Raw genomic sequence first — 25078 nt, 5'->3', positions numbered from 1 at the left:
AACATGAACAAGAAGAGAAATCATATTAAAGAATGCCCGAACCGGGCCAGGCATTCTTTATAAAAGCAAATTAAGCAGCGTACTTGCTTAGACGATCGTCTGCTTTCATTACTTCAAGAACTGCAGACATTGCTTGGTCTGAAGTTACATTTTCATTCGGGAAGATAACCGCGAAGTTCTCATGCATTACAGCATCAAACGTTGCACGATCTTGTGCTTCGATGTTCAAAGCAACAGCAACAGTTCTTAGTGCATCGCCGTGGCCACGAGCTACGTCTTCAGAAAACTCGTCCATGATGCTTGAAAGATCGATCATAGGCTGGCCACCGTATGTCAAAGTACCGTTAGCTGAACAGCCGTTTGTACCACTTGTCATACCGAATGAAGCGTTACCAGAAGTGCCGTTAGTTGTAGAAGCAACAACGTGCATTGGAAGACCAGACTGTCCTTCAAACAACATGTTACCCCAACCACAGCTATCACCACCAGGTACTACTGCTGAAGCTGAGAAAGAAGCCGCCAATAAACCTGCTGCCAATAAAGATCTTTTCATAGTAATTCCTCTTACTAATATATCTATGCGAATTAATTTAATGATACATAGAGTTTCAAATTTAGACTCTCACCCATTCACTCTAGACAAATAATTGAGATACAACCTAAATATTTGTATCCAATCGTAAATGAGTACAAGAGAATCTATTTCCATTTTTAGCACCCAGATATCCAACTGAGAGCTAACTAACTCAACATTTCTAGCATTATTTCAATAACGCTACAAAGAAAAAGTTCCAAAGATTAAAGTAAATGATGACCAATAAATCAAGTATCAAAATGTAACCAAGTGATCCAGATCACTAAAAAAAACACTTTTAAATCAGCTGATTAGAATTTGAAAACCAGAGTATAAACGCTTTCAACCCGCACAATAACCGCCATTATGCAGATTGAGCGCAAATAGGAAAATAGCAGTAGATGACGTTACCCGATTAAAATCGAACCCTTCATATACAACACCCCCTCTCCCTTCAGTGTCACCGAGCTTTCTGATACCTCACACGACAGCAGCCCCGTTCGCTTGGATACTTGTTTCGCAGTCAACTGAGACTTACCCAATTTCTCGGCCCAATAAGGAGCTGAGATGCAGTGAGCAGAACCTGTGACAGGATCTTCATTAACCCCTAGCGAAGGCACAAAAAAACGAGAAACGAAATCCTCAGATTTACCTGGCGCGGTAATAATCACCCCACGTCGATCAAGCTTCGCCAACGCATTAAAATCCGGGTTCACATTCAGAACATCGTCTTCGGAGGGCAATACAACAAGATAATCATCTGAAGCCAGCACTTCCGCAACGTCAATCCCCAGGCCTTGGGAAATCCCGGCCGGAACTTCGTTCACCACTTCCGGCTGAAGTTTAGGAAAAGTCATTTCAAAGGCTTTTCCATCCCGTTTAACCGTCAAAGGCCCCTTGTGCAAAGTGTTAAAAACAACCTGTTCATCAGCAAACCCCATTTCTTCAAACAACACATAGGCTGCAGCCAAAGTCGCATGACCGCACAACTCCACTTCACTGACCGGGGTGAACCAGCGCAACAATAATTGGCCCGTCTCATCCGGGCTGAAAAAAGCCGTCTCAGACAAATTATTTTCTTCAGCTATTTGCTGTAATTTCTCATCAGGCAACCATTTTGCCAACGGCACCACGGCCGCCGGATTGCCCCTGAAAACCTGATCTGCAAACGCGTCTACTTGATAAATGGTGATCCACTCACTCATAACCCAAAATCCCCATTAATCGCCTAAGGTTGCAACCATGATAGCTTTGATACTGTGCATTCTGTTTTCAGCCTGATCAAAAACAATGGAATGATGAGATTCAAACACGTCCTCAGTCACTTCCATGCCATCCAAGCCAAACTTCTGATAGATTTCTTCACCGACTACGGTTTCCCGGTTATGGAAGGCCGGTAAACAATGCATGAACTTAACGTTCGGGTTACCTGTTTGATCAATGACCTGTTGATTAACCTGATACGGTTTTAAAAGCTTAATGCGCTCTTCCCAAGCTGAATCCGGTTCTCCCATTGACACCCAGACATCGGTGTACAAGAAATCCGCCCCTTTCACACCGGCTTCTACGTCTTCCGTAATCAAGATAGATCCGCCCGATGCTTTGGCTATTTCCTGGCACTGTTCAATCAGTGACTCTTCTGGCTGACAACTTTTAGGCGCTGCTATTCTGAAATCCAGCCCCATCTTGGCAGCACCCACCATTAAAGAATTGGCCATGTTATTTCGACCATCGCCTAAATAACAGAAAGCCATGTCTTCCAGCATTTTGGTCGAATGTTCTTGCATGGTTAAGAAATCGGCTAATATCTGAGTTGGATGAAACTCGTCAGTTAAACCATTCCAAACTGGCACACCTGCATACTGAGCCAGCTCTTCAACAATGGCCTGGCCGTAACCACGATATTGAATGCCATCGTACATACGACCTAAAACCCGCGCCGTATCTTTCATCGATTCTTTCTGACCGATTTGCGAACCACTCGGCCCAAGGTAGGTGACAAATGCGCCCTGATCCTGAGCAGCCACTTCAAAAGCACAGCGAGTTCTGGTTGAACTCTTTTCAAAAATAAGAGCAATTTGCTTACCTTTCATGCGCGGTTGCTCGTATCCACCGTATTTAGCAGCTTTTAAATCCGCAGCTAACTTCAACATAAAAGCAATTTCTTGCTGGTTAAAATCCAACAACTTTAAAAAGTGCCTATTTCTTAAATTAAATGCCATGCCTTGATCTCTTTATCGTTCTTTCCGGACGTACACCACGGAGCAACTATGCACGTTTCCTAAGAGTGTTCTCTTTAGAATATTCTTCAAAGAAAACCCAGCACTTTACCTTTTCTGACCCAATGACTCAAACGCCAAGTAAAAAACCGCTTCCAGTCGGGGAATAAAATCGTATAATTCGTCACCAACTTAAAGGCAAACCAGTCAATAATTACAACAAAAAAATGTTCCAGACTGAACTTTATAGGTTGGTTTTGAAAGTAAACGGCATAAAAATAAATATTTTTACAATAACAAAGCGTCACTTACGCGGACTTTGCCTATAATCTAGTTACATAATAAAAATATCAGCACTACCAAAGGATGGATTTACGCAGTTTTGACTGCACTGATAGAACTTACACAAGAGAAAACAGGGATGAATTGGTTTAACAACCTTAAAATACGCTACAAGCTCGCCCTAATTGTATTGCTACCAGGAATCACCCTCCTTGCTTTTGCGATTAAAGCTATTGATGAAAGATACGATGTTTATCAAGACTTCTCGACAACCGCGACCGATTTCCATGCGATTGATTACATTTATTCCATCGTCAGTGGTCTGCAAACAGAACGAACACTCAGCAGAACCTATGAAATAACAAATGATGCGTCTTACCAGGAAGCCTTATTACGGCACAGAAAAGTGGTGGACAACGCAATTCATCAACTTGAGCAGTTCATCAAGCGAAGTGAAATAAGCAAGCGCTTTAAAGACCCTCGTAGCCTAAACCCTTATCGTCGTATCAATGACCCAATCAATGACCTGAACCAACTGATTTTCGACCTGGAGTCCATCCGGGATGTGCGTGCGGGCTTTGATAACAAAAACCCAAACAGCGACTACTTCTACTTTTTCTCCGACATCATTCAAACGGCCCTTTATCTTGTAAAAGCCATCACCTCCACCAACCACGACTTATCCGTACTTCAAAAGACCAACGTGGTAAATCTGTTAGCCAGAATCGAAGAGCAGGTGAGTCTGGAAACCGCACATGGGCTGACCTTCATGGGCACCCCAAGTGAAAAAAACGATGAGTTAAAGTTTCTTCAAACCAACATGCTGGTTCAAAACACGCTATACGATGACTTTCACTTTGAATTGGCCACTGAAAAACAAAAAAACATGCTCTACGGCAGTGAAAGCCAGTCAGCGTCCCAAAAAATTAATGAATTAAGAGACCAGATGCTGAACCTGCCAGCGAAACTGGAAATCATTCAACAACTTGAGCACATTCTTCAAACCCGCTCCTGGTATAATTTATGTCAACTGGTTCAGGAAGGCAGCGAGATTTCCCCTTTAATCCAATCTTCCAGCAGTCGTATTTACATCCTGCTGGATAAATATCGCTTTTTATCCAAAACCAAAGATTCCGAACAAACCTCCATTCGACAGTTAAACACCCTCCTGAATGGCTGTAACGATCTGGAAGATCAACAAGACGCAAGCTATTGGACCAGTGAACTCGGAAACTCGTTAAAAGAGCTTAAAAAAGCGGCGTTAACATTTAGTTTACAACGCTGGTACGACCTTTCACTTCAAAAAAGCGAGCACATCCACAATATTCGCCAGATTATCAGCCAGCAAGCATTGAGTGAAATCATTGACCTGTCTGACAGCGCCAGACACCAGCTGGTTCGTTACATCATTGTCACTCTGCTCTCTATCATCGGATCGCTCTGGCTTGGTTATTTATTGGTATCCAGAGCATCAAGCACGCTGGGGTCAATCAATAAAACACTGACCAGTTATGCAAGCCGAGGACACTTTTCTAATAAAGTCACCGTTTACGGCAACGATGAAATCAGTGAGGTGGCACTCCACCTCAATCAGGTCATTGATGAACGCGAATCGATGAACATCGCACTGGAACACAGTGAGAACAAATTCCTTGAAGTCTGCCACGCGTCAAGCGACCCGATTTTTTTAATCCACAATCACGAAATCATGGATCACAACCATTCAGCAAAACTGCTGCTGAAAACAGTGGATACAGAAGAAACAGACATCAACGGCACAAATTTAGGCGAACTTCTGATTGCTCCAAATCTCAGTGAAGAAGACAGAATAAACGAAATAAACCAGCTGATTGATGAAGCCTCCAGTAACGGCTCAGCGCACAAAGAGCTCAACTTTTTAGCGCCAAATCAGGAAGATGTTTCCATCATCGACTTGTCAATGATCTCCATGGTACTTCGCGGAGAAAACATCATTTATTGCGTCAGCAAAGACATCACCGCTCAAAAACGCGCTGAAAAAGCCCTGATTGAATCAAAGCGGGCAGCGGAAGCCGCCAATAAAACCAAGAGTATGTTCTTAGCCAACATGTCCCATGAACTGAGAACACCAATGAACGGTATTCTGGGTATGGCGTCCATTCTCCAGAAAACCGAGTTGAACTCGGAACAAAACGAATACGTCTCAACCATCAATAACTCCGCATCCACCCTGCTGAATATTCTGAACGACATTCTGGATTTCTCAAAAATTGAAGCCGGCAAACTTCAAATTGAGATATTACCTTTTAATTTGGTCAAATTAATTGAAGACGTGACGGCCCTATTGAGTGTCAAAGCCGCAGAAAAGAACATCAGCCTGGATACGAGAATTCAGCCCGACTTACAAGGTGAGCTGATCGGTGACTACGTCAGAATCAAGCAAATCATTCTGAACCTGTGCTCTAACGCCATCAAGTTCACCGATGAAGGGCATGTCATGATTCACGTAAAGCGGGACACCTCGGTACAGGTGCGCCCAATGTCGAATAAGGTTCCGATTGTGATCGAAGTCATCGATACCGGCCACGGCATCAGCACCCAAAAGCTGTCCGACATATTTAAAGTCTTCACTCAAGAAGACAGCTCCACAACCCGCCGGTTTGGTGGCACTGGCTTAGGCTTGACCATCTCCAGACAACTCGCAGAACTCATGGGCGGCAGAATCAGTGTAGAAAGCCAAAAGGGCTCAGGCTCCACCTTCAGTCAGCATCTGCCTCTGGCAGCCCCGAAAGGCGCTTTCGAAATGCTCACCCGTGGCCTTCTTCAGGGTCAGCATATCGGGCTTGCCTGCACAGATAAAAACGAGCTTGATTCGCTCAGGGAGATATTCCGGCACTTTGGTGCCACTGTGCACTGGGTCAAAAATAAAGATGAGTTAAAAGAGCTGCTTACCCGAAATGATGACGTTACCAAATCCATTTCACTGATTCATGTTTCGGATGATTTCGACTACGACTGCATGAATCATTTATTCTCCAAGTATCAAGACCTGATCGGACACACCAAAGTCATCTTCTCCAACAGTGCGCAAAACGACACCTTACCGGCCAGCTTAAATGCGAATCTGTTTGACGGCTGCTATTCAAAAGTTTACCGGTACAGCATTCTGGAACCCATCCTTCAAAAACTGCACGCACAAGAAAAGAAATCAAGTAAGCCAATTACCAAGGCGGACATAACAGAGCAGTCCAACTTAACTCAAACCAACGAAAGTACTCAGGACGCCCACTTTGGTATTGATATTTTACTGGTGGAAGACAACCCTGTGAATCAGCGCGTGGCCACACGCATTCTGGAAAAACTGGGCTGTCGAGTAAAGCTGGCAGAGGATGGAACCAAAGCGCTCGAAATGTTTCACAACAATTACGATGTAATTCTGATGGATTGCCAAATGCCCGTAATGGATGGTTTTGAAGCAACTCGAAAGATCAGGGAACAGGAAGCCAGACTGGGAGGAAAAAACCTGATCATTGCCCTAACAGCCAATACCATCGAAGGCGATAAACGCCGATGCATTGAAGCCGGCATGGATGACTTTATTCCTAAGCCAGTCACAATGAATGCATTACAGGATTTATTAGGAAAATATTTCAGCCATCAAAAAGAAATTGCGATTCAATAATCACTCTATGCCCTGCCATTGGATGCCATGACATGATTAGAGGAGGTTAATTTTGAAGTGTGTTTTTAGTTGTGGCGAGCGATAACTATGTTCGGCAAAGCACATCTAGACCTGAAAACTTTCTATCAGAGTAAAGTCCATCGGCAGATGATCTAAATGAATATCGGAACACGCGCCAGAGGTATAAAACCGGTATTGGGCTGCAGAACGATCAAGCAGATGGCTCGCCTGATCGTTCAATAAACTTTCTACCCGCGCAGCAATGGCTTTACCCGAATCCACCCACTTTACCGGCCACTCAATCACCGAAGCCAATTCCTCAACCAGCCATGGAAAATGCGTACAACCCAATACAATCGTATCCACATTTTTCGCTTTAAAGGGTGCAATGACCTGTTTAAGTACTTCAAGATCAACAGGCTTTCCGGCAAGCTTCTTTTCCGCTTCCTTTACCAGTTCCGCACAACCAACCAAAGTAAGTTCAGCGTCACAGGCAAACTCTTTAATCAGGTTATGAGTGTATTCTCTGGTCACCGTACCTTCCGTTGCCAGCAACCCCACCTGACGAGTCAGGGACAGAGCACAGGCAGGTTTAATCGCAGGAACAACACCAACAAACGGAATATCAAAAGAAGATCTCAGCGACGGCAACACAACAGTGCTTGCTGTGTTACAGGCAATCACCGCCAAATCATAACTGTGTTTCTGCAAACAGTTTTCAACAATGTCATGCACCCGAGTAACCAAAGTACTCAGCTCTTTGTTGCCATAAGGAAAAAATGCGTGATCACAAAAATAATCAATAGAAAGAAAAGGAAGTTGAGTCGTCAGCTCGTTGAAAATACTCAGGCCACCAATGCCAGAATCAATCAGTAAAATTCTATTGTTTGATGCATTCATGCCTACCAGCCAAGCACTTCTTTCACAAACGGGCGAGTCAGTTTTCGTTTTGCAGATAAGCTGGCTAAGTCAAGAGCATCCAGCGTTTCAATCAATTCGGGCGCTGAGCGACGAGCGCGACTGATAATATAATCAGCCACTTCTTCCGTCATCTCAAGACCACGCTTTAAAGATTGGTCTATCAATAAATCTTTAGCCCCCTGTTCAGAAAGCGGATCAAGTTTAAACGTCAGACCCCAACTCAGGCGAGACTTCAGGTCGGCCAATTCAATAGGAATATGCAATGCAGACTGATCACTCGACACCACTAATGTATGCCCTTGATCCCGAAGTTTATTGAATAAATGGAAAATAGCGATCTGCCAATCCCGGCGGCCTAAAATGCAATGAATATCATCCAGGCAAACCAGGCGCATTTGCTCCAACCCCTGAAGTACTTCAGGTTGATATTTCATCAATTCCGCCAAGGGAATATAAGCGCAGTCGATATTGAGTGCAGCAACATGATTGCATACCGCTTGCAACAAGTGCGTTTTGCCTACACCTTCACCGCCCCACAGAAAATAATTGGTCTCTTGAAATTCCTGAGGCGAATGAAAACCTCCCGCCAACATTTTAAATGCTTCAAAGACAGGCGCGTTTTCGCCCACCCAAAAGTTATCAAAGTTGGCTTCTTGTTTTAATTGAATATCCAGTGGAAGCTGTACTACGTGAGAGGTTGTCATTCTCTTCAGTTCATCTACTCAATAAAGTTACTTTTCGGCATGATAAAAATGGCTGCCTTTGTACCCGTGATAGGCAAACCTCAGAATCACCATTACTACGGCGGCAACAGGCAAAGCGAGTAACACACCAACAAAACCAAATAACTGCCCGCCCGCCATAATGGCAAAAATAACAGCGACCGGGTGTAAACCAATTTTATCACCAACCAGGATCGGGGTCAGCAAAACACTTTCAAGTGTTTGACCCACACCAAAAACAATACAAACGTAAAGCAATGGCAACCATTCCTGGAACTGGAACACAGCAGCAATTAATGCCGCACCAATACCGACGATAAAACCAAGATATGGCACAATACTGGAAAGCCCCGCCACCATACCAATTAATAACGCTAAATCAAGCCCCACAATCCACAAGCCAAGAGAATAAATAACCCCCAAAGCTAACATGACCATTAATTGCCCTTTTAAGAACGCCCCTAACACCTCATCGCTTTCTTTGGCCAGATACGTGATGTTTTGCTCAAGATTACGAGGCAGCAGGTTATGGATGCGCTCAATAATCGTGTCCCAGTCTCTCATCAAATAAAACGAAACCACAGGAACAAGTAACAGATTAGCGACCCACACCAACATAGAAAGGCTTGAAGTGGTGACCTGAGCTGCAACCGAAGCCAACAAACTACCATGACCGGACAATTTATTTTGTACTGCCTGTCGAATATTACTGGAAGACAGCCGCTCCAGCTCCCACCCAAGATTATCGGCTAGCCAAGGTGCCGCGACCTTTTCAGCCCACATTACGGCATTAGGCACTAAGGCTCGCAAAGCCTCCAGCTGCTTCAACAAACTTGGCACAATCAATAACAGCGCAAGAATACTCAATAGCGTAAAAACGGAGAAGACGATGCTGACGCCAACCGCCCGAGGGCATTGATGCTCTTCCAACTTATCAACAATGGGGTCACCCACGTAAGCAATCAGAGCGCCCAATAAAAACGGCATTAAAATAGGCTGTAACATGTATAAAAACAAAGACACAACCAAAAACAACACTAAAAAAAACCAACGCTGGGAAACCGTCATACCCACTTCCTTGTAATGAATCGACTAAAACTCCGTCGACTTTCGATACCAAACAACTATGTACTCCAAGCCACTGATGACAGCAACCACCAAGGTAAACCAAATCATCAGCACTGTAATCGGCCCGCCTTCCAAAGAAAGAGCTTGCTCTACAAGTAACCACAAAACTAAAAGAATCTGAAGAAAAGTACTGACCTTTCCTGAAATACTGGGCGACATCATATATGGTCCATGCAGCCACCGGAACAAAGCCGCACCAGCCACAATCACTAAATCCCGGATCACAACCACGATCATCAACCAGAACGGAACCAAGCCAATAAAGGTAAGCGAAATAAAGCTTACCATCATTAATAGCTTATCAGCCAAAGGATCTAAAATGGCGCCAATATAACTCTGCCAGTGATATTTTCTTGCTATGTAGCCATCCAGACCGTCTGTAAATCCAGCAACACCAAAAGTCACCAACGCAGCAACAAAATTCTGTTGATGAATAAACCATGCGACCGGTACAACCAACAAACAACGCAATACGGTAAGCGCATTAGGTAACCAACTGTAATTACTCATGCCCATATCAAAGAATAAACACCCATTATTTTATTTCAAAAAGAACATCGTTATTTTCTTGCGTTTGAAGAATGTTATCTGATTCTTGAACCTTAGGAACAAGCCGATAGTGCAAACCCTTTTCGTTCGCCTGAACAGGTTCAATTGGGCTACTTACCCCCACCATCTCTGCCGCACTCTCTGAAGAACGCTCCGCTTGCCCTTGAAACAAACCTGCCGAATCATCGATGCCCTTATCAGCTTCACCCTCTGTTTCAAGATCAACTGGCTGATTATCCTGTGACATCATTAAAGGATCAGAAAGCTCAGATACACCGGACTCCACTTCCTCAGTGCCAGGGAGTATATGCTCCTGGACACCATGTTCTTCAAGCTCTTCTGCCAACTGATCAAAGTTGGCCAAAGTTAACTGTAAAAGCTCTTTATTACCAACAATGGTAAGCTCCAACCAAATTTCATTTCCGCGCGCCGCTTTAGGCACAACATTTTTAATCATTAATACTTTATTCAGTTCCGCCATTAACCCCTGAAGTTGATCAAAGGTATTTACACCAGACAAACGGAACAGCACAGTTTCACTCTGAGTCGGATCAACCTGTAACGCATAGCGGTCGGCCATTTTATCCATAGCATCCAGCAAAGCCGCCTGAATGGCGGATACTTTATCAGCAGCAACGCCAGAAGATGTCACTGAGCTGTCAGGCATCAGTAACCGTGTGTCATATTGCCACTCCGAAGCAGAGATCGGGTACACCCTTAACGCAATACTGTTAGACTCATTATAACTTTGGGAAACTTGTTTTAACTCTTCCTCAAACAACCCCCACAATGCCGACTCAGGCAAGACCTCTCGATCTTCGTCATCGTATAGCGGCAGCTTAATAACCAGGCCCCGAGTGGATGCAACACCCCCAAGTACGGATTGAAGTGCATCCGGCTCATTCGAAGTAATCACTTGCCTCAAACCATCTTCAGACTCATAGGCTAACCACACCATCAAATCCGGACGAGGCGTTTGCCAAATCGGCGCACCAACATTAAATAATGCAGACTCAACCGCTTTATAATCAAAACGAAGTTTCAGCAACCACTTCGCTTGTTTGGTCTGAACAAATTCAGAGCCGATTTCCAGCTCCTCTTCCGCCAACGGTTCATAGCGAAATTCCAATAAATATTTTTCCGGTTTAACCAGCAAACTTTGTACCTGAGGCAAATCAGGCGTACTGCCGTGTCCGGACATATGAACCAAATATTGCCGAAATGCACTCTGCACAGCAGCTTTAAATTCGGTTTGATTTTGACTTACAACCTTGCGCACAATGCTCATCGAGCCTATTTCTTGCCCAAAAGCTGTTGAAACGGCCATTAGCAAAGCACAAATAAAAACAAAAAACTTCTTATAAATCTGAAACATACGCTTCACATCCATGGTGAATCGAAATTAATCTTGGTCGTCATACAGGGTACTGTTAAAATAGCGCACCATTCGTATAGGCGTGGCAATTGTAATACATTCCCAACGTGTAGTCCCACGTCTCCAGAACTAAGTACGAAAAGATACATTTTTATCACAAATTATTGATTGGGCGAAAACACATGACAGATCAGAAATCCATTAGCTATAAAGACGCGGGCGTTGATATCGATGCGGGTAATGCACTGGTAGAGCGAATCAAAGGCGTTGCGAAACGCACTCGTCGTCCTGGCGTAATGGCAGGCTTAGGCGGTTTTGGTGCCCTTTTTGAGATTCCAAAAGGCTACAACGAACCCGTTCTAGTATCTGGTACCGATGGAGTAGGTACTAAATTGCGTTTAGCAATGGACTTAAACCTACACAACACCATCGGTATTGATCTCGTAGCTATGTGTGTGAACGACCTGATCGTCGCGGGTGCAGAGCCATTATTCTTCCTGGACTATTACGCAACGGGCAAGCTCGACGTCGACGTTGCCGCTTCAGTGGTTGATGGCATAGGCACGGGCTGTGAGCAATCCGGCTGTGCATTGGTTGGCGGTGAGACGGCTGAAATGCCAGGCATGTACGAAGGCGGCGACTACGACCTTGCCGGTTTCTGTGTTGGCGTGGTTGAAAAATCTGAAATCATCGACGGCTCAAAAGTTGCGGTCGGCGATACTCTGATTGGCTTGCCATCCTCTGGCCCGCACTCAAACGGTTACTCGTTAATTCGTAAAATTATTGAAGTTAAGAACATCGACATCAACCAAGATTTCAACGGTCGTCCTTTAGGCGAAGTGCTTCTTGAGCCGACACGTATCTATGTTAAACCGTTACTCAAGCTTCTTAAAGAAGTAGAAGTGAACTCAATGTGTCACATCACTGGTGGTGGTTTGTATGAAAACTTGCCTCGTGTACTGCCTGAAAACGCAAAAGCCGTAATCGACTCTAACAGCTGGCAGCGCCCTGCCGTATTTGACTGGCTGCAAGAGCAAGGCAACGTAGAAGACAAAGAAATGCTACGTACATTGAACTGCGGTATCGGCATGGTAGTAGTAGTGCCTTCTGACCAAGCAGATAAAGCACTGGAAGTACTGAAAGCGGAAGGTGAAGCACCAATCATCATTGGTCAGATCGAAGAAGCGGGCAGCGAAGAAGAGCAAGTTGTAGTTAATAATCTATAAACTTGCGCTTAAATGAAGTCAGGCCAATGGCCTGGCTTCATATCCAGCCTTCAATGAATCCTCGTAAAAAATCCATTCTGATGTAGTCCAATATGAACGTAGTTGTTTTAATTTCCGGTGGCGGCACCAACTTACAAGCATTAATTGATGGCCAATTGGACGGCTCACTCAACATTGACATCAAATCAGTTATCAGCAACAAAGCGGATGCCTTCGGGTTAGAAAGAGCCTCAAGGGCGAACATCCAAACCGATGTGCTAGACCACAAAGCATTTGACTCAAGAGAATCGTTTGATCAGTCATTAATTAAAATCATCGATCAATACCAACCAGAATTAGTCGTCCTGGCTGGCTTCATGCGAATTCTTACGCCCGAATTTACTCGTCATTATTTAGGTCGGATGATCAACATCCACCCTTCTTTATTACCTAAATACCAAGGCCTGCACACCCACAAACGCGCCATTGAAGCCGGCGACAAAGAACACGGCTGCTCCGTGCATTTCGTCACAGAAGAGTTGGACGGTGGCCCGACGGCACTTCAGGCAGTTGTACCTATTCAAGAAGGTGACACACCCGAAATGCTTGCTCAGCGCGTTCTCACCCAAGAGCACATCATCTTTCCCAGAACCGTTCAGCTTTTTTCCGAAGGGCGTTTAAGAATGGAAAACAATGATTGCTTACTGGATGGCGAAGTACTTCCCACCGAAGGCCTTCAAATCAGAAGTTTTGATCAAGAATAAGATTAAAAAACACAGAACCAGCTTTTGAACAAAAGCTGGTTTTTTTAAGGCGTTAACTTTACTTCCACCAGCGCCTCTACCGACAAACGAAAGCCTAACAGCATGTTGTTTTTCAACTCGCCCTTCGAGCCATTCAACAACAGCTTTCTGAAAATAGCATCGCCCAGCTCAATCACCGCTTCAGCAACGGACTTCACATCCGACTCAGACGCCTGTTGATAACGACGCACCAACACCATCGTCATCCACTTAGCTAACTTTGCATTATTGATCGCACTCAACTCACGAAAATCCGGGTGAACATGCATGCTGTTCATAATATTCACCATCCCCGGTATCGTTTCATAAGCGCTGCTCATGTTCAGAATCGCTCGATCCATGAGCTCTCTTACGGAGTAGCGATCAAATTCTTCCGAGAAGAAGGGTTCAAACAAAGCATCCAACTGCTCAAGCTGACGTTCAAACAGTGCATAAAGAATCGATTCTTTGTTCGGAAAAAACTGATACAGAGTGCCAATGGGCACCTTTGCGGTTTCAGCAATCAGATTGGTGGTAATACAATCCGTACCACCACTTTCAACCAACTCCGCCACGGTATCCAGGATTCGATTGTATTTTTCAATTGAGCGAGCTTGCGCGGGTTTCTTACGCAACTCCACTCTGGGGGACACATCTTTTATCATCGAATCAAACCAAACAGAAACTCATTAACAATCATTCAGCGATTACGCCTTAGGCAGAGTCACGCCCGTCTGACCCTGATATTTGCCACCACGATCACGGTACGAGGTCTCGCAAACTTCATCAGACTGCAAAAACAACATCTGAGCCACACCTTCGTTGGCATAAATCTTAGCCGGTAAGGTCGTTGTGTTTGAAAATTCCAGTGTCACATGCCCTTCCCACTCAGGTTCCAGCGGCGTGACATTAACAATGATGCCACAGCGCGCATAAGTCGACTTACCCAGACAAATGGTCAACACATCCCGAGGAATACGGAAATATTCAACGGTACGAGCCAATGCAAATGAGTTCGGCGGAATCACACAAACATCACTGACAACGTCGACAAAGCTGCCCTCATCAAAGTGCTTCGGATCAACCGTCGCCGAATTGATATTGGTAAACACTTTAAACTCATTTGAGCAGCGAACGTCGTAGCCATAGCTGGACGTTCCGTACGAAATCAAACGCTCATTATTCTCACCATAACGAACCTGACCTTCCTGATAGGGCTCAATCATGCCGTGCTCTAACGACATTTGACGAATCCACTTATCTGACTTAATTGCCATATCTTTTTCTCCATAGAAGCGGTTCATTCAACCACTTCAAAAAATTTTCCACATGATACCTGCGTCCCAACTCAAAGAGAACGCCAGACATCATTTTTCTGCCGAGCATCGCACGCACCAAGCATTAAACCCGCCAGGTATTAATCGTCACTCATTTGAATCACAGGAATTTCATCCTGATTTTGATTCTGTAATGCCAAACGGGCCATCGAACGGCGAGCGATCTCCAAATACATCATCGCAATCGGGCTTTCCGGGTCATCCACCACAGAAGGCTTACCGGAATCCGCCTTCTCTCGAATACTTAACGACAAAGGCAACTCGCCCAAGAGCGAAGTACCGTATTCAGCGGCAATACGATCCCCGCCGCCCTCACCAAAAATCGGCTCTTCATGACCACAGTTGGTGCAGATATGAGTACTCATATTTTCAACCACCCCCAACACCGGCACATTCACCTTCTTGAACATCTCAATGCCTTTTTTGGCATCCAAAAGCGCCAGATCCTGCGGTGTTGTAACAATTACGGACGCCGTAACAGGTACTTTTTGAGAAAGCGTCAGTTGAATGTCCCCCGTGCCCGGCGGCAAATCGATGATCAAATAATCAAGATCATCCCACAATGTTTGAGTTAACAACTGCTGGAGTGCGCCACTGACCATAGGGCCGCGCCACACCATCGGCGTATTGTCTGTCACCAGAAACGCCATCGACATCACTTGTAAGCCATGCGCTTCAACCGGAATAAAATACTTCTCATCCTTAGTTTCTGGTCGGGTGTTCTCTGCAACCCCCAGCATCAACCCCTGACTTGGGCCATAAATATCGGCATCCAACAGGCCAACGCGCGCGCCTTCCTGTTTCATTGCCAAAGCCAGGTTCGCAGAGGTCGTCGACTTACCAACACCGCCCTTGCCTGACGCCACCGCAATGATGTTCTTTACGCCTTTCAACCCAGGCAGGTTATTCGCCGTTTTTTGCGCCCGAACCAGCCAGTCCACCTCAACACTAACTTTATGATCATCAAACTCGGACGCCAGCTGTCCTTGCAACATCTGCTGAACGCCACCACCAAAATAACCAGAGGCATAAGGCAGGGTCAGCTTCACAACAATGGACTGATCATCCACCTCAATGCTCTGAACAGAACCGCAAGATACATAATCTTGCTCAAGATAAGGATCAATGAGGCCTTTAATGATCTCTTCAATTTGGGACTGATCAACCATAGGTGTTCTCCAAGCTATCGTACTGACAAATCATATGGGTGTTATGCAAACTAATTAACGCAGACAATTAATGTCGATAATTAATGGCGCGTATTAAACCAGAAATTAGACTTACCACCTAATACAAACCACACTCAAACTTTGTTTAGTCGGTGCATATTGAGTTTTTAACCCCGGACAAGTTCATACCGGATGAAAATACCCTTTAAAAAGAGTAGTATTGCGCCTCAAATTTACATCCGAATTTAAACCATAATTCGAGTTCACTTTTGTTCACCCATTTCTGACGAGCTGAGCTACACAATGACTGACGTTCAACCGCGTAAAATTCTTATTACCAGTGCCTTGCCATACGCAAACGGTCCAATCCACTTAGGCCACCTCCTGGAATACATTCAGACCGACATCTGGTCTCGCTTCCAGAAATCTCGTGGCCACCAATGCCACTACGTTTGTGCGGACGACGCACACGGTACGGCCATCATGTTACGCGCTGAACGAGAAGGCATTACGCCGGAACAGCTGATTGCTCGTATTTCAGAAGAACACCAGGCCGACTTCGCTGACTTTAAAATCCAGTTCGACAATTACGGTTCGACACACTCCGAAGAAAACCGCGAGCTTTCTTCATACATCTATAAGCAGTGTCGCGACAAAGGCCACATTGCCACCCGCAGCATCACTCAGGCATTCGACCCGGAACAAAACCTGTTCCTTGCGGATCGCTACATCAAAGGGGAATGCCCCAAGTGCGGCACTGATGACCAGTACGGCGACAACTGCGAAGCATGTGGAGCAACTTACTCGCCAGCTGAACTGAAGAACGCAAAATCCGTGATTTCTGGCGCAACACCCATCCAGAAAGATTCTGAGCATTACTTCTTTAAACTGACCGACTTCCAGGACTTTCTGAAAGGCTGGACGAAAGCAGGTCATCTTCAGGATTCCGTTTCAAACAAGTTGCAAGAATGGTTGGACTCAGGCCTTCAGGATTGGGACATCAGCCGTGATGCCCCTTATTTCGGCTTCGAAATCCCGGATGCTCCTGGCAAATATTTCTACGTTTGGCTGGACGCCCCGATCGGCTACATGGCGAGCTTTAAAGCATTGTGCGATCGCGAAGGCATCGACTTCGATGAATATTGGAAGCCTGGTTCAGAAACCGAGCTATATCACTTCATCGGCAAAGACATCATCAACTTCCACGCCCTCTTCTGGCCGGCAATGCTGGAGTGTTCTGGTTTCCGTACACCTACCGCTGTAAACGCTCATGGGTTTGTAACGGTAGACGGCGCTAAGATGTCTAAATCACGCGGCACCTTCATTAAAGCCCGCACCTTCATTGACCACGTCAACCCAGAAGCTCTGCGCTATTACTTCGCAGCTAAGCTGGGCAGCGGCGTTGATGACTTTGACTTGAACTTTGAAGACTTCATTCAGCGCGTTAATGCCGACCTTGTGAACAAGTACGTCAACATTGCTTCACGTTGTGCAGGCTTCGTGAAAAAAGCCGGTGGCGAGCTATCTGCAAATGTTGCTGAACCCGAAATGCTGCAAAGCTTCATAGATGCAGGCGACCAGATTGCCGAATACTACGAAGCACGTGAGTTTGGTAAAGCCACGAAATTAATTATGGAGCTGGCAGACCGCGCCAACGAATACATCCAAACCAAAGAACCTTGGGCACTGGCTAAAAAAGAAGGCACGGCACAAGAAGTATTGGATATTTGCTCAATGGGTATCAACCTGTTCCGCCAAATCACTATTTACCTTTCTCCTGTACTGCCTGAAATGGCAGAAAAAGTTCAGGCATTTATGAATTTGGAGAACCTGAACTGGGAAAGCCGCAAAACAATCCTAACCGGCCATGCAATTAATAAATTCAAGCCTCTGATGCAACGTGTAGAAGGCGCTCAAATCGAAAAAATGAAAGAAGCAACCATTACGGACTTAGAAGCAGAAAAAGCCTTGGCTGAGAAGTCGATTGGCGGAACTGAAGCCACTTCAAATAAGCACTTGGAAGAAACGCCAATCGCTGACGAAATCACCTTTGATGATTTCGCCAAAGTGGATATGCGTGTTGCCCTGATCGAAAATGCAGAGCACGTGAAAGGCGCGAATAAACTGCTTCAGCTAACACTCGACCTTGGTGGCGAAAAGCGTAATGTCTTTGCGGGCATCAAATCCGCTTACGCACCCGAAGACCTGATCGGCCGTAAAACCATTTTAGTCGCCAACCTTGCACCTCGTAAGATGAAGTTCGGCATGTCCGAAGGCATGGTCATGGCCGCAGGCCCAGGCGGGAAAGAAATCTACCTATTCTCACCAGACGATGGTGCCGAGCCTGGTATGCGTATTTTTTAACTGCTTTCAGGAAGGGATAAACATTTATCTATCCCTTCCCCCCTTAACTACAACAATCACATCCGCTTTTATAAAAGATGCAGTCAGCGTGTATGAGCGAAGCGAGTTCTGACAAGTCGCTATAAAAGCAGATGTGATAATTCCCGTATAGATAGTCCCATATAGCCAACACCATATAGATAACCCCACAAGAACTCATCAAGCTTATTCACAAACCCGAACAAACACTTAACACTTATCGATCCAGCCGATAAAGATTATAGACAATTCTCTTAATAACCCACCCAATTCAACTTGATTGGAAAGCCTCAGTACCAGATAATACGCGCGCCCGAGCTCTGTGATGTATTTTTAACTCGATCAGCTCTTTTTATCTCGTTTTAGTGATCGAAATCTGCACTCAATTAATTCACCTGAGCACGTACAAATAGCCAACAAATTAAAGTGATGAAAGCTGATGGTTGATTACCTACTGATTCTGGTCAGTACCATACTGGTGAATAACTTCGTATTGGTACAATTCTTAGGTTTGTGTCCTTTCATGGGCGTTTCCAGCAAACTGGAAACTGCAATGGGCATGTCACTGGCCACCACCTTTGTTCTGACCCTATCCTCTGTTTGTAGCTATTTAACTTACGAATTCATTTTAGAACCCTTAGACATTACTTACCTCAAAACGATTTCTTTCATTCTTGTGATTGCTGTTGTCGTACAGTTCACGGAAATGTTTGTGCGTAAAGCCAGCCCGGTGCTTTATAAAGTACTCGGTGTTTTTCTGCCCCTGATCACAACCAACTGTGCAGTACTGGGCGTTGCGTTACTGAACATCAAAAAAGAAAACGAATTCATAGAGTCCGTATTTTATGGGTTTGGTGCAGCGGTTGGTTTTTCATTAGTTCTGGTGTTATTTGCTGCCATGCGGGAACGAATAGCGGTCTCAGATGTACCAGTACCGTTTCAGGGCGCAGCCATCGGTATGATTACCGCCGGTTTAATGTCTCTAGCATTCATGGGCTTTACCGGCCTGGTGACACTTTAAACGACAGGAGGCAATATGACTTTATTAACTGCCATCCTTGCACTGGTTGGTTTGGCTTTGGTGTTCGGCGCCATTCTTGGTTTCGCTTCGATTCGGTACAAGGTAGAAGGCAACCCGATTGTCGATCAAATTGACTCCCTACTGCCTCAAACCCAGTGCGGCCAATGCAGCTATCCCGGTTGTAAGCCTTACGCAGAAGCCATCGCTGGCGGTGAAAAAATCAATAAATGCCCTCCTGGTGGCGAAAGTACCATTCAGGCATTGGCAGACCTTCTTGGTGTAGAGCCTGAGCCACTGGATGCAGAGCACGGCGAAGAATCCGTAACCAAAGTCGCCGTCATTCGGGAAGACGAATGTATCGGTTGTACCAAGTGTATTCAGGCCTGCCCTGTTGATGCAATCCTCGGCGCAGCGAAGCAAATGCATACAGTTATTTCCAGCGAATGCACTGGCTGTGATCTTTGTGTTGAGCCATGCCCGGTAGATTGTATTGACATGGTTCCGGTTGCGCCTACCGTCCAAACCTGGAGCTGGCAACAACCTGCAACAACGGCAGACTTGATTACCGCGAAAAACGACAATTTAATTATTACCGATAAAGGTCGAGGAGCGGCTGCCTAATGAGTCAAGCTATAAAACTCTGGGACATCCACGGTGGCATCCATCCCGCAGAAAACAAGTCACAATCGAATCAGCAACCGATTCGCGTATTGCCACTTCCCAAAAAGTTGTATTTACCTCTCCAGCAGCACATTGGCAACCCTGCTGAGTTGACAGTAAATGTCGGAGACAGAGTACTTAAAGGGCAGCGCCTTGCAGAAGCCAACGGCTTCATCAGCGCCTCATTGCATGCGCCTACCTCAGGCACCATCGTAAGCATTGAGCCACGCCAAATACCTCACTCTTCTGGTTTGACCGCTGAAACTATCATTATTGAAACCGATGGCAAAGAAGAATGGTGTGAGCGCGAGGTTATCAAAGACTACCTCCATACTGACCCTATGGCGCTATTAGGCCACATCCGTAATCATGGGATTACCGGTATGGGCGGCGCTGGCTTCCCGACCTCTGTTAAGTTGACGCCAAAGGACGATGACCATATAGATACCTTGGTCATCAACGGTGCTGAATGTGAACCTTACATCACCTCAGATCAGTTATTAATGCGCGAGCGTGCTGATCAAGTAATCGATGGCATCAGTGTTCTGGGACAAATCCTCAAGCCAAAGCGTTGCATTATTGGCGTTGAAGACAACAAAATGGATGCGGTAAAAGCCCTTCGGGAATCCGTCGAGGCGCATCCGAAAACATTACCGTTTGAAGTAAAAGTCGCAGCCATTCCGACCAAATACCCTTCCGGCGGCGAAAAACAGCTTATCCAGATTCTTACCGGCAAAGAAGTACCGCACGGCAGCATACCCGCAGATTTGGGCATCGTTTGTCAAAACGTGGGCACCGTTGCCGCTGTGGCTAAAGCCGTACTTGAAGGTGAGCCCCTGATCAGCCGAATTACCACCGTCACCGGTGACGCTGTCAGCGACCGAGGCAACTTTGAAACCCTCATCGGCACCCCGATTCAAGACCTGTTGAGCCATTGCGGTGTGGATGACTCCAAACTGTTCCGCCTGATCATGGGCGGCCCTATGATGGGCTTCACTCTGCACAGCACTGATTTACCGGTGATCAAAACCACAAACTGCATTTTGGCAGCCACCGAACAAGAATTTCCGAACCCGGCACAAGCACAAGACTGTATTCGCTGTGGCATGTGCGCCGAGGCCTGTCCGGCTGAGTTGTTGCCACAACAACTATATTGGTTCTCTCGCTCAAAAGAGTTCGAGAAAGCCAAACATTTTAACCTGTTCGATTGCATCGAATGCGGTGCTTGTTCGTTCGTTTGTCCGAGTCACATTCCGCTGGTTCAGCATTTCCGTTTTGCCAAAGGCGGGATTCGCCAAGAAGAGCAAGCACATATTAAATCGGAACATGCCAAAATGCGTTTCGAAGCGAGACAAGAACGTCTTGCAAAAGAAGAAGCCGAAAAAGAAGCCCGTCGTAAAGCACGTGCAGAAGCAGCCGCTAAAGCCAAGGCTGAAAAAGAAGCCAAAGCCAAGCTTGAAGCAGATCAGGTAACTGAAACAGCATCCCAGCCTACTGGTAGTTCGGTCGAAGATGATAAAAAGGCGGCCATTGCCGCTGCTGTTGCGCGAGCAAAATCAAAGAAAGCCACCTCAACACCAGACTCTGGCGTTGATGTAAAAGCACTTAAAGTTGCTTCATCGCAGGCAAGAGCTGCTCACCTCAAAGCCAAGCGAGCACTCGACGCCGCTAAAGAAGCCGGCGAGTTGTCGGCCGAGCAACTGGCGGAACAAGAAGCTGAGGTGTCCAAGCTTCAAACAGCCTACGAAGCGTCCAAAGCCAAACTGGATGCGGCAAAGAACGGCAATAGCACACCTTCTGCCGAACAGGCAACGGCACCAGCTGTCGATGTAAAAGCATTAAAAGTTGCATCATCTCAGGCAAGAGCCGCCTACCTGAAAGCCCAAAGAGCGTACGATGCAGCCAAAGAAGAAGGCAGTGAACCGGAAGAAGCATTCAATGCCCAATTAAAAGAAATAGAGTCATTACAAGCAGCTTTTGAAAAAGCGAAAGCGGCGTTGGATAACGCTAAATCCGGCAAAGGAGCCGTTTCCCCAGTTGCGCCAGCAGCTCAGACCAAAGATGCGACCGACCCGGCTCAAACCCTTGAGAACAAATACAAGCAACTGAAAGTTGAGACCTCTCAAGCAAGAGCAGCAGCCAAGCAGGCTCAAAAAGCAGTCGATGAAGCCAACGAGCAAGGCAAAGATTCGGAACAACTGAAAGCGCTCGAAACAGTATTAGCCGAAGCCGTTCAATCCTATGAAAAACTGAACGCCAAAAAATTAGTGCTTCAGGAAAAGGTTAAACTGCGTAAAGCTGCCGCTGCCAGTTCGGATGCAAATAATGCTGAGGTAACAGCTGCGGAGTCAACACCGGCTAAAAGGGAGACCAGTAAGGCAGCACCGACTGAAACAACAGCCAATACAGAAGACCCGGCCCAGAAAGTTAAAGAGCTAAAAGTCGCCGCTTCACAAAGCAAAGCCGCCTGGCGAAAACTGGAGCGAGAATTAACGAAAGCTCAGGAAGCCGGGGAAGATACCTCTGAACTTGAACAACAAGTTTCTGCTGCAAAAACAACTTATGAACAGGCCAACGAAGCGAAAACCAAAGCGATGGCGGCACTGGACAGTTAAGACAACATTTATTTAGGACAAACCATCGCATGTCATTACTCGCGATCACATCACCTCATATGAACAAATCCAACACACGCGGTGTTGGCTTTGTAATGACCCAAGTCATTCTCGCTACCGTGCCTGGTATTCTGGCTATGACCTGGTTTTTCGGTTGGGGAACTTTAATCAATATTGGCTTCGCGCTGCTCGTTGCCCTGATCAGTGAAGCCTTGGTATTAAAATTAAGAAAGCGCCCTGTTGGCTTTTACTTAAAAGACGGCTCCGCCATTGTAACGGCCCTGTTACTCGCATTGGCTATTCCACCGCTAGCGCCTTGGTGGTTAACCTTAGTGGGTGTGGCTTTTGCCATTATCGTCGCTAAACATATGTACGGCGGTATGGGCTTCAACCCGTTCAACCCTGCAATGGTTGCTTATGCGTTACTGCTGGTTTCTTTTCCAGTGGACATGACGCAGTGGGTTTTGCCTGAGACAGCACCCTCCTTCATTGGCACCTTCCAGCATATCTTCGGACTTGGTGTGACATTCGACGGCATGACCAGTGCTACACCTTTAGACGCCTTTAAGCACAGCTCCAACCAAACGCTCGACGAATTATTCATGAACACCCCTGCTCTGATGGCAGAAACATTAGTGGCGTGGCAAACCGTCAGCATTTGTTTCTTGATCGGAGGCGTCTATTTACTGGCCAGACGCATTTATACATGGCACGCCCCGGTTGGGATGTTAGGATCATTGGCAGTAATGGCCTTAATCTTCAGCCTGTACGATGCGGATACTTACGCACCACTTACTTTCCACCTGTTAACCGGCGCCACCATGCTGGGTGCATTTTTCATTATTACCGATCCGGTGACTTCCGCCACCAGTACCAAAGGCCGTTTTATTTTCGGCATTGGCGTTGGCATCCTGGTCTATATCATTCGCGCCTTTGGTAACTACCCGGATGCAGTTGCGTTTGCGGTTCTGCTGATGAACTTTGCGGCCCCTTTCATTGATCAGTACAGCCAGCCTCGTACTTACGGCCACCGAAAGGCCCGTAAAGGCTTGCCGAAGAAAAAGGATTAATCGATGGATTCATTAACTAGCGCCATCCGTAAAAACAGTATTGGCTTAGCCATCTTTGCTGCTATCACCGCAGGATTGATTGCTCTGGTTCAAGTCACCACAAAACAACAAATCAGCCAAAATGTGCAGCAAGCGCGCGTCAAAGCCCTGCATGAAATATTACCCAAAAGCACCCACGACAATGACCTTCTCCAGGATGCATTCTGGATTGACAGCCCAGATTTAGGTCTGATCAAACCTCAGGAAGGGTTCATTGCCAAACAGGCGAATACTCCTGTTGCTGTCTTTTTTCCCGTGAGAGCATTGGAAGGCTATACAGGGCCAATCAGTTTGGTGGTCGGTATTCAAACCAACGGCAAACTGGCTGGGGTTCGTGTTTTAAAGCACCGGGAAACGCCCGGCCTCGGCGATCAAATCGAACTAAAGAAATCCGATTGGGTGCTTTCATTTAATGGCCTATCGTTAACATCACCGGAAGAGCAGCACTGGAAAGTTAAAAAAGACGGTGGCCAGTTTGACCAGTTTACCGGCGCAACCATCACGCCAAGAGCCATTGTTAAAGCGGTCCATAAAGCATTGAAAGTCTACGAGCAAAACAAAGACGCCATTCTTAATGCGAAAACGCACAACAGCACCGAAAATCCCGTCCCTGCGGATATTCTGACTCTGACCATCAAAGAAGAGGAAAACCAATGAGTGACATGAAAAAAATTGTTGTCGACGGCCTCTGGAAAAATAACCCGGCGACCGTACAGCTGCTGGGCCTGTGTCCTCTTCTTGCTGTTACCGGTTCGGTCGTCAACGCTTTAGGCCTCGGGTTTGCGACTATTCTGGTCCTGGTCGGCTCTAACCTAGCGGTTTCATTAATTCGTAATTATGTGTCGGAAGCGGTGCGTTTACCTGCATTTGTGATGATCATCGCCTCTTTCACCACCTGTGTTGAGTTGCTGATGCAAGCATTCACTTACGAGCTGTATCAGATTCTGGGGATATTCATTCCTTTGATCGTAACAAACTGCGCCATCCTTGGCCGTGCGGATGCATTCGCCTGTAAAAATCCGGTATTACCTTCCGTTATTGATGGATTGATGATGGGGCTTGGCTTCACCGGAATTTTGGTGCTGCTGGGTGGTATGCGTGAAATCATCGGTTTAGGCACCCTGTTCTCTAACATGAACCTGCTGTTCGGTAGCATGGCGGAAAACTGGACATGGGTCATCGTTGAAGACTACAAAGGAATGTTATTCGCAATTTTACCTCCCGGAGCTTTTATTGGTTTAGGTTTGATCATCGCAATGAAAAACATCATTGATGCTAAAATCAAAGAACGAGAAGAAGCCAATAAAACAGAAGTTGTGAAGGGCTCCAAACGAGCGCGGGTAACAGGCACGATTTCTTGAGTCTAA

The 25078-nt window shown here is 46.0% G+C and carries 21 protein-coding genes; 10 read left to right on the top strand and 11 right to left on the bottom strand.

Annotation, left to right across the window (positions count from 1 at the left end; translation table 11 throughout):
- Positions 1 to 70 precede the first annotated feature (70 nt).
- The 3 genes from ABD744_RS02490 to argF form a co-directional block, all read right to left on the bottom strand.
- Entirely contained in the window at positions 71 to 553 is a 483-nt protein-coding gene (locus ABD744_RS02490; protein ID WP_344795121.1) for a DUF3015 domain-containing protein, read from the bottom strand.
- Positions 554 to 981: 428 nt separating this feature from the next.
- A complete protein-coding gene (locus ABD744_RS02485; protein ID WP_344795120.1) occupies positions 982 to 1779 on the bottom strand; it encodes a PhzF family phenazine biosynthesis protein in 798 nt (265 codons plus the stop codon).
- A 15-nt stretch (positions 1780 to 1794) separates the two neighbouring features.
- Positions 1795 to 2796, bottom strand: coding sequence for an ornithine carbamoyltransferase (gene argF / locus ABD744_RS02480; RefSeq protein WP_344795118.1), 1002 nt, complete (start codon positions 2794 to 2796; stop codon positions 1795 to 1797).
- A gap of 418 nt (positions 2797 to 3214) precedes the next feature.
- Between argF and ABD744_RS02475 the strand changes: the two genes are divergently transcribed.
- Positions 3215 to 6736, top strand: coding sequence for an ATP-binding protein (locus ABD744_RS02475; RefSeq protein ID WP_344795116.1), 3522 nt, complete (start codon positions 3215 to 3217; stop codon positions 6734 to 6736).
- Between the two features lie 105 nt (positions 6737 to 6841).
- Here ABD744_RS02475 and murI read toward each other — a convergent pair whose 3' ends face one another.
- From murI to ABD744_RS02450, 5 genes are read right to left on the bottom strand one after another with little or no spacing between them, the layout of a single operon-like run.
- Positions 6842 to 7636 (bottom strand): glutamate racemase, encoded by a 795-nt coding sequence (gene murI, locus ABD744_RS02470; protein ID WP_344795114.1) that lies wholly within the window; start codon positions 7634 to 7636, stop codon positions 6842 to 6844.
- A 2-nt stretch (positions 7637 to 7638) separates the two neighbouring features.
- Positions 7639 to 8361: a DnaA regulatory inactivator Hda gene (hda, locus tag ABD744_RS02465; RefSeq protein WP_344795112.1), complete on the bottom strand. Its 723-nt coding sequence runs from the start codon at positions 8359 to 8361 to the stop codon at positions 7639 to 7641.
- 27 nt (positions 8362 to 8388) lie between these two features.
- Positions 8389 to 9447: an AI-2E family transporter gene (locus ABD744_RS02460; RefSeq protein WP_344795110.1), complete on the bottom strand. Its 1059-nt coding sequence runs from the start codon at positions 9445 to 9447 to the stop codon at positions 8389 to 8391.
- Positions 9448 to 9471: 24 nt separating this feature from the next.
- Positions 9472 to 10017: a CDP-alcohol phosphatidyltransferase family protein gene (locus ABD744_RS02455; RefSeq protein WP_344795108.1), complete on the bottom strand. Its 546-nt coding sequence runs from the start codon at positions 10015 to 10017 to the stop codon at positions 9472 to 9474.
- 25 nt (positions 10018 to 10042) lie between these two features.
- Positions 10043 to 11344 carry a DUF2066 domain-containing protein gene (locus ABD744_RS02450; RefSeq protein ID WP_344795106.1) on the bottom strand — a complete coding sequence of 434 codons (1302 nt, stop codon included), beginning with the start codon at positions 11342 to 11344 and terminating at the stop codon, positions 10043 to 10045.
- A gap of 269 nt (positions 11345 to 11613) precedes the next feature.
- On the opposite strand from ABD744_RS02450, the gene purM reads away from it, so the two are divergent.
- Together purM and purN are read left to right on the top strand one after the other, a co-directional pair.
- Positions 11614 to 12657 (top strand): phosphoribosylformylglycinamidine cyclo-ligase, encoded by a 1044-nt coding sequence (purM, locus tag ABD744_RS02445; protein WP_344795104.1) that lies wholly within the window; start codon positions 11614 to 11616, stop codon positions 12655 to 12657.
- Between the two features lie 92 nt (positions 12658 to 12749).
- The gene (gene purN / locus ABD744_RS02440) at positions 12750 to 13400 is read left to right on the top strand and encodes a phosphoribosylglycinamide formyltransferase (RefSeq protein WP_344795102.1); all 651 of its coding nucleotides are present in this window, start codon (positions 12750 to 12752) and stop codon (positions 13398 to 13400) included.
- Positions 13401 to 13444: 44 nt separating this feature from the next.
- On the opposite strand, the gene ABD744_RS02435 is transcribed toward purN, so the two are convergent.
- The 3 genes from ABD744_RS02435 to apbC form a co-directional block, all read right to left on the bottom strand.
- Positions 13445 to 14083 carry a TetR/AcrR family transcriptional regulator gene (locus ABD744_RS02435; RefSeq protein WP_344795100.1) on the bottom strand — a complete coding sequence of 213 codons (639 nt, stop codon included), beginning with the start codon at positions 14081 to 14083 and terminating at the stop codon, positions 13445 to 13447.
- A 42-nt stretch (positions 14084 to 14125) separates the two neighbouring features.
- Entirely contained in the window at positions 14126 to 14695 is a 570-nt protein-coding gene (dcd, locus tag ABD744_RS02430) for a dCTP deaminase (protein ID WP_344795098.1), read from the bottom strand.
- 140 nt (positions 14696 to 14835) lie between these two features.
- Entirely contained in the window at positions 14836 to 15924 is a 1089-nt protein-coding gene (gene apbC, locus ABD744_RS02425) for an iron-sulfur cluster carrier protein ApbC (protein WP_344795096.1), read from the bottom strand.
- A gap of 303 nt (positions 15925 to 16227) precedes the next feature.
- On the opposite strand from apbC, the gene metG reads away from it, so the two are divergent.
- The 7 genes from metG (at position 16228) to ABD744_RS02390 (ending at position 25072) form a co-directional block, all read left to right on the top strand.
- A complete protein-coding gene (gene metG / locus ABD744_RS02420) occupies positions 16228 to 18288 on the top strand; it encodes a methionine--tRNA ligase (protein ID WP_344795093.1) in 2061 nt (686 codons plus the stop codon).
- A 457-nt stretch (positions 18289 to 18745) separates the two neighbouring features.
- On the top strand, positions 18746 to 19327 hold the full coding sequence (rsxA, locus tag ABD744_RS02415) for an electron transport complex subunit RsxA (RefSeq protein ID WP_344795091.1): 582 nt from the start codon (positions 18746 to 18748) through the stop codon (positions 19325 to 19327).
- A 15-nt stretch (positions 19328 to 19342) separates the two neighbouring features.
- Positions 19343 to 19948 (top strand): electron transport complex subunit RsxB, encoded by a 606-nt coding sequence (gene rsxB, locus ABD744_RS02410; RefSeq protein WP_344795089.1) that lies wholly within the window; start codon positions 19343 to 19345, stop codon positions 19946 to 19948.
- Complete coding sequence (gene rsxC / locus ABD744_RS02405) at positions 19948 to 22602, top strand: electron transport complex subunit RsxC (protein WP_344795087.1); 2655 nt, start codon at positions 19948 to 19950, stop codon at positions 22600 to 22602. The genes rsxB and rsxC overlap by 1 nt, the downstream gene beginning before the upstream one ends.
- A gap of 29 nt (positions 22603 to 22631) precedes the next feature.
- Positions 22632 to 23672 (top strand): electron transport complex subunit RsxD, encoded by a 1041-nt coding sequence (rsxD, locus tag ABD744_RS02400; protein ID WP_344795083.1) that lies wholly within the window; start codon positions 22632 to 22634, stop codon positions 23670 to 23672.
- Between the two features lie 3 nt (positions 23673 to 23675).
- A complete protein-coding gene (rsxG, locus tag ABD744_RS02395) occupies positions 23676 to 24368 on the top strand; it encodes an electron transport complex subunit RsxG (protein WP_344795080.1) in 693 nt (230 codons plus the stop codon).
- Positions 24365 to 25072 carry an electron transport complex subunit E gene (locus tag ABD744_RS02390; protein ID WP_344795078.1) on the top strand — a complete coding sequence of 236 codons (708 nt, stop codon included), beginning with the start codon at positions 24365 to 24367 and terminating at the stop codon, positions 25070 to 25072. Before rsxG ends, ABD744_RS02390 begins: the two co-directional genes overlap by 4 nt.
- The last annotated feature ends 6 nt before the right edge of the window (positions 25073 to 25078 follow it).

This window comes from Litoribacillus peritrichatus (assembly GCF_039537985.1).
In the GTDB taxonomy this organism is placed as follows: domain Bacteria; phylum Pseudomonadota; class Gammaproteobacteria; order Pseudomonadales; family Litoribrevibacteraceae; genus Litoribacillus; species Litoribacillus peritrichatus.
Note: the sequence above shows the minus strand (reverse complement) of the source record. Positions and strands in the feature narration are given on the sequence as shown.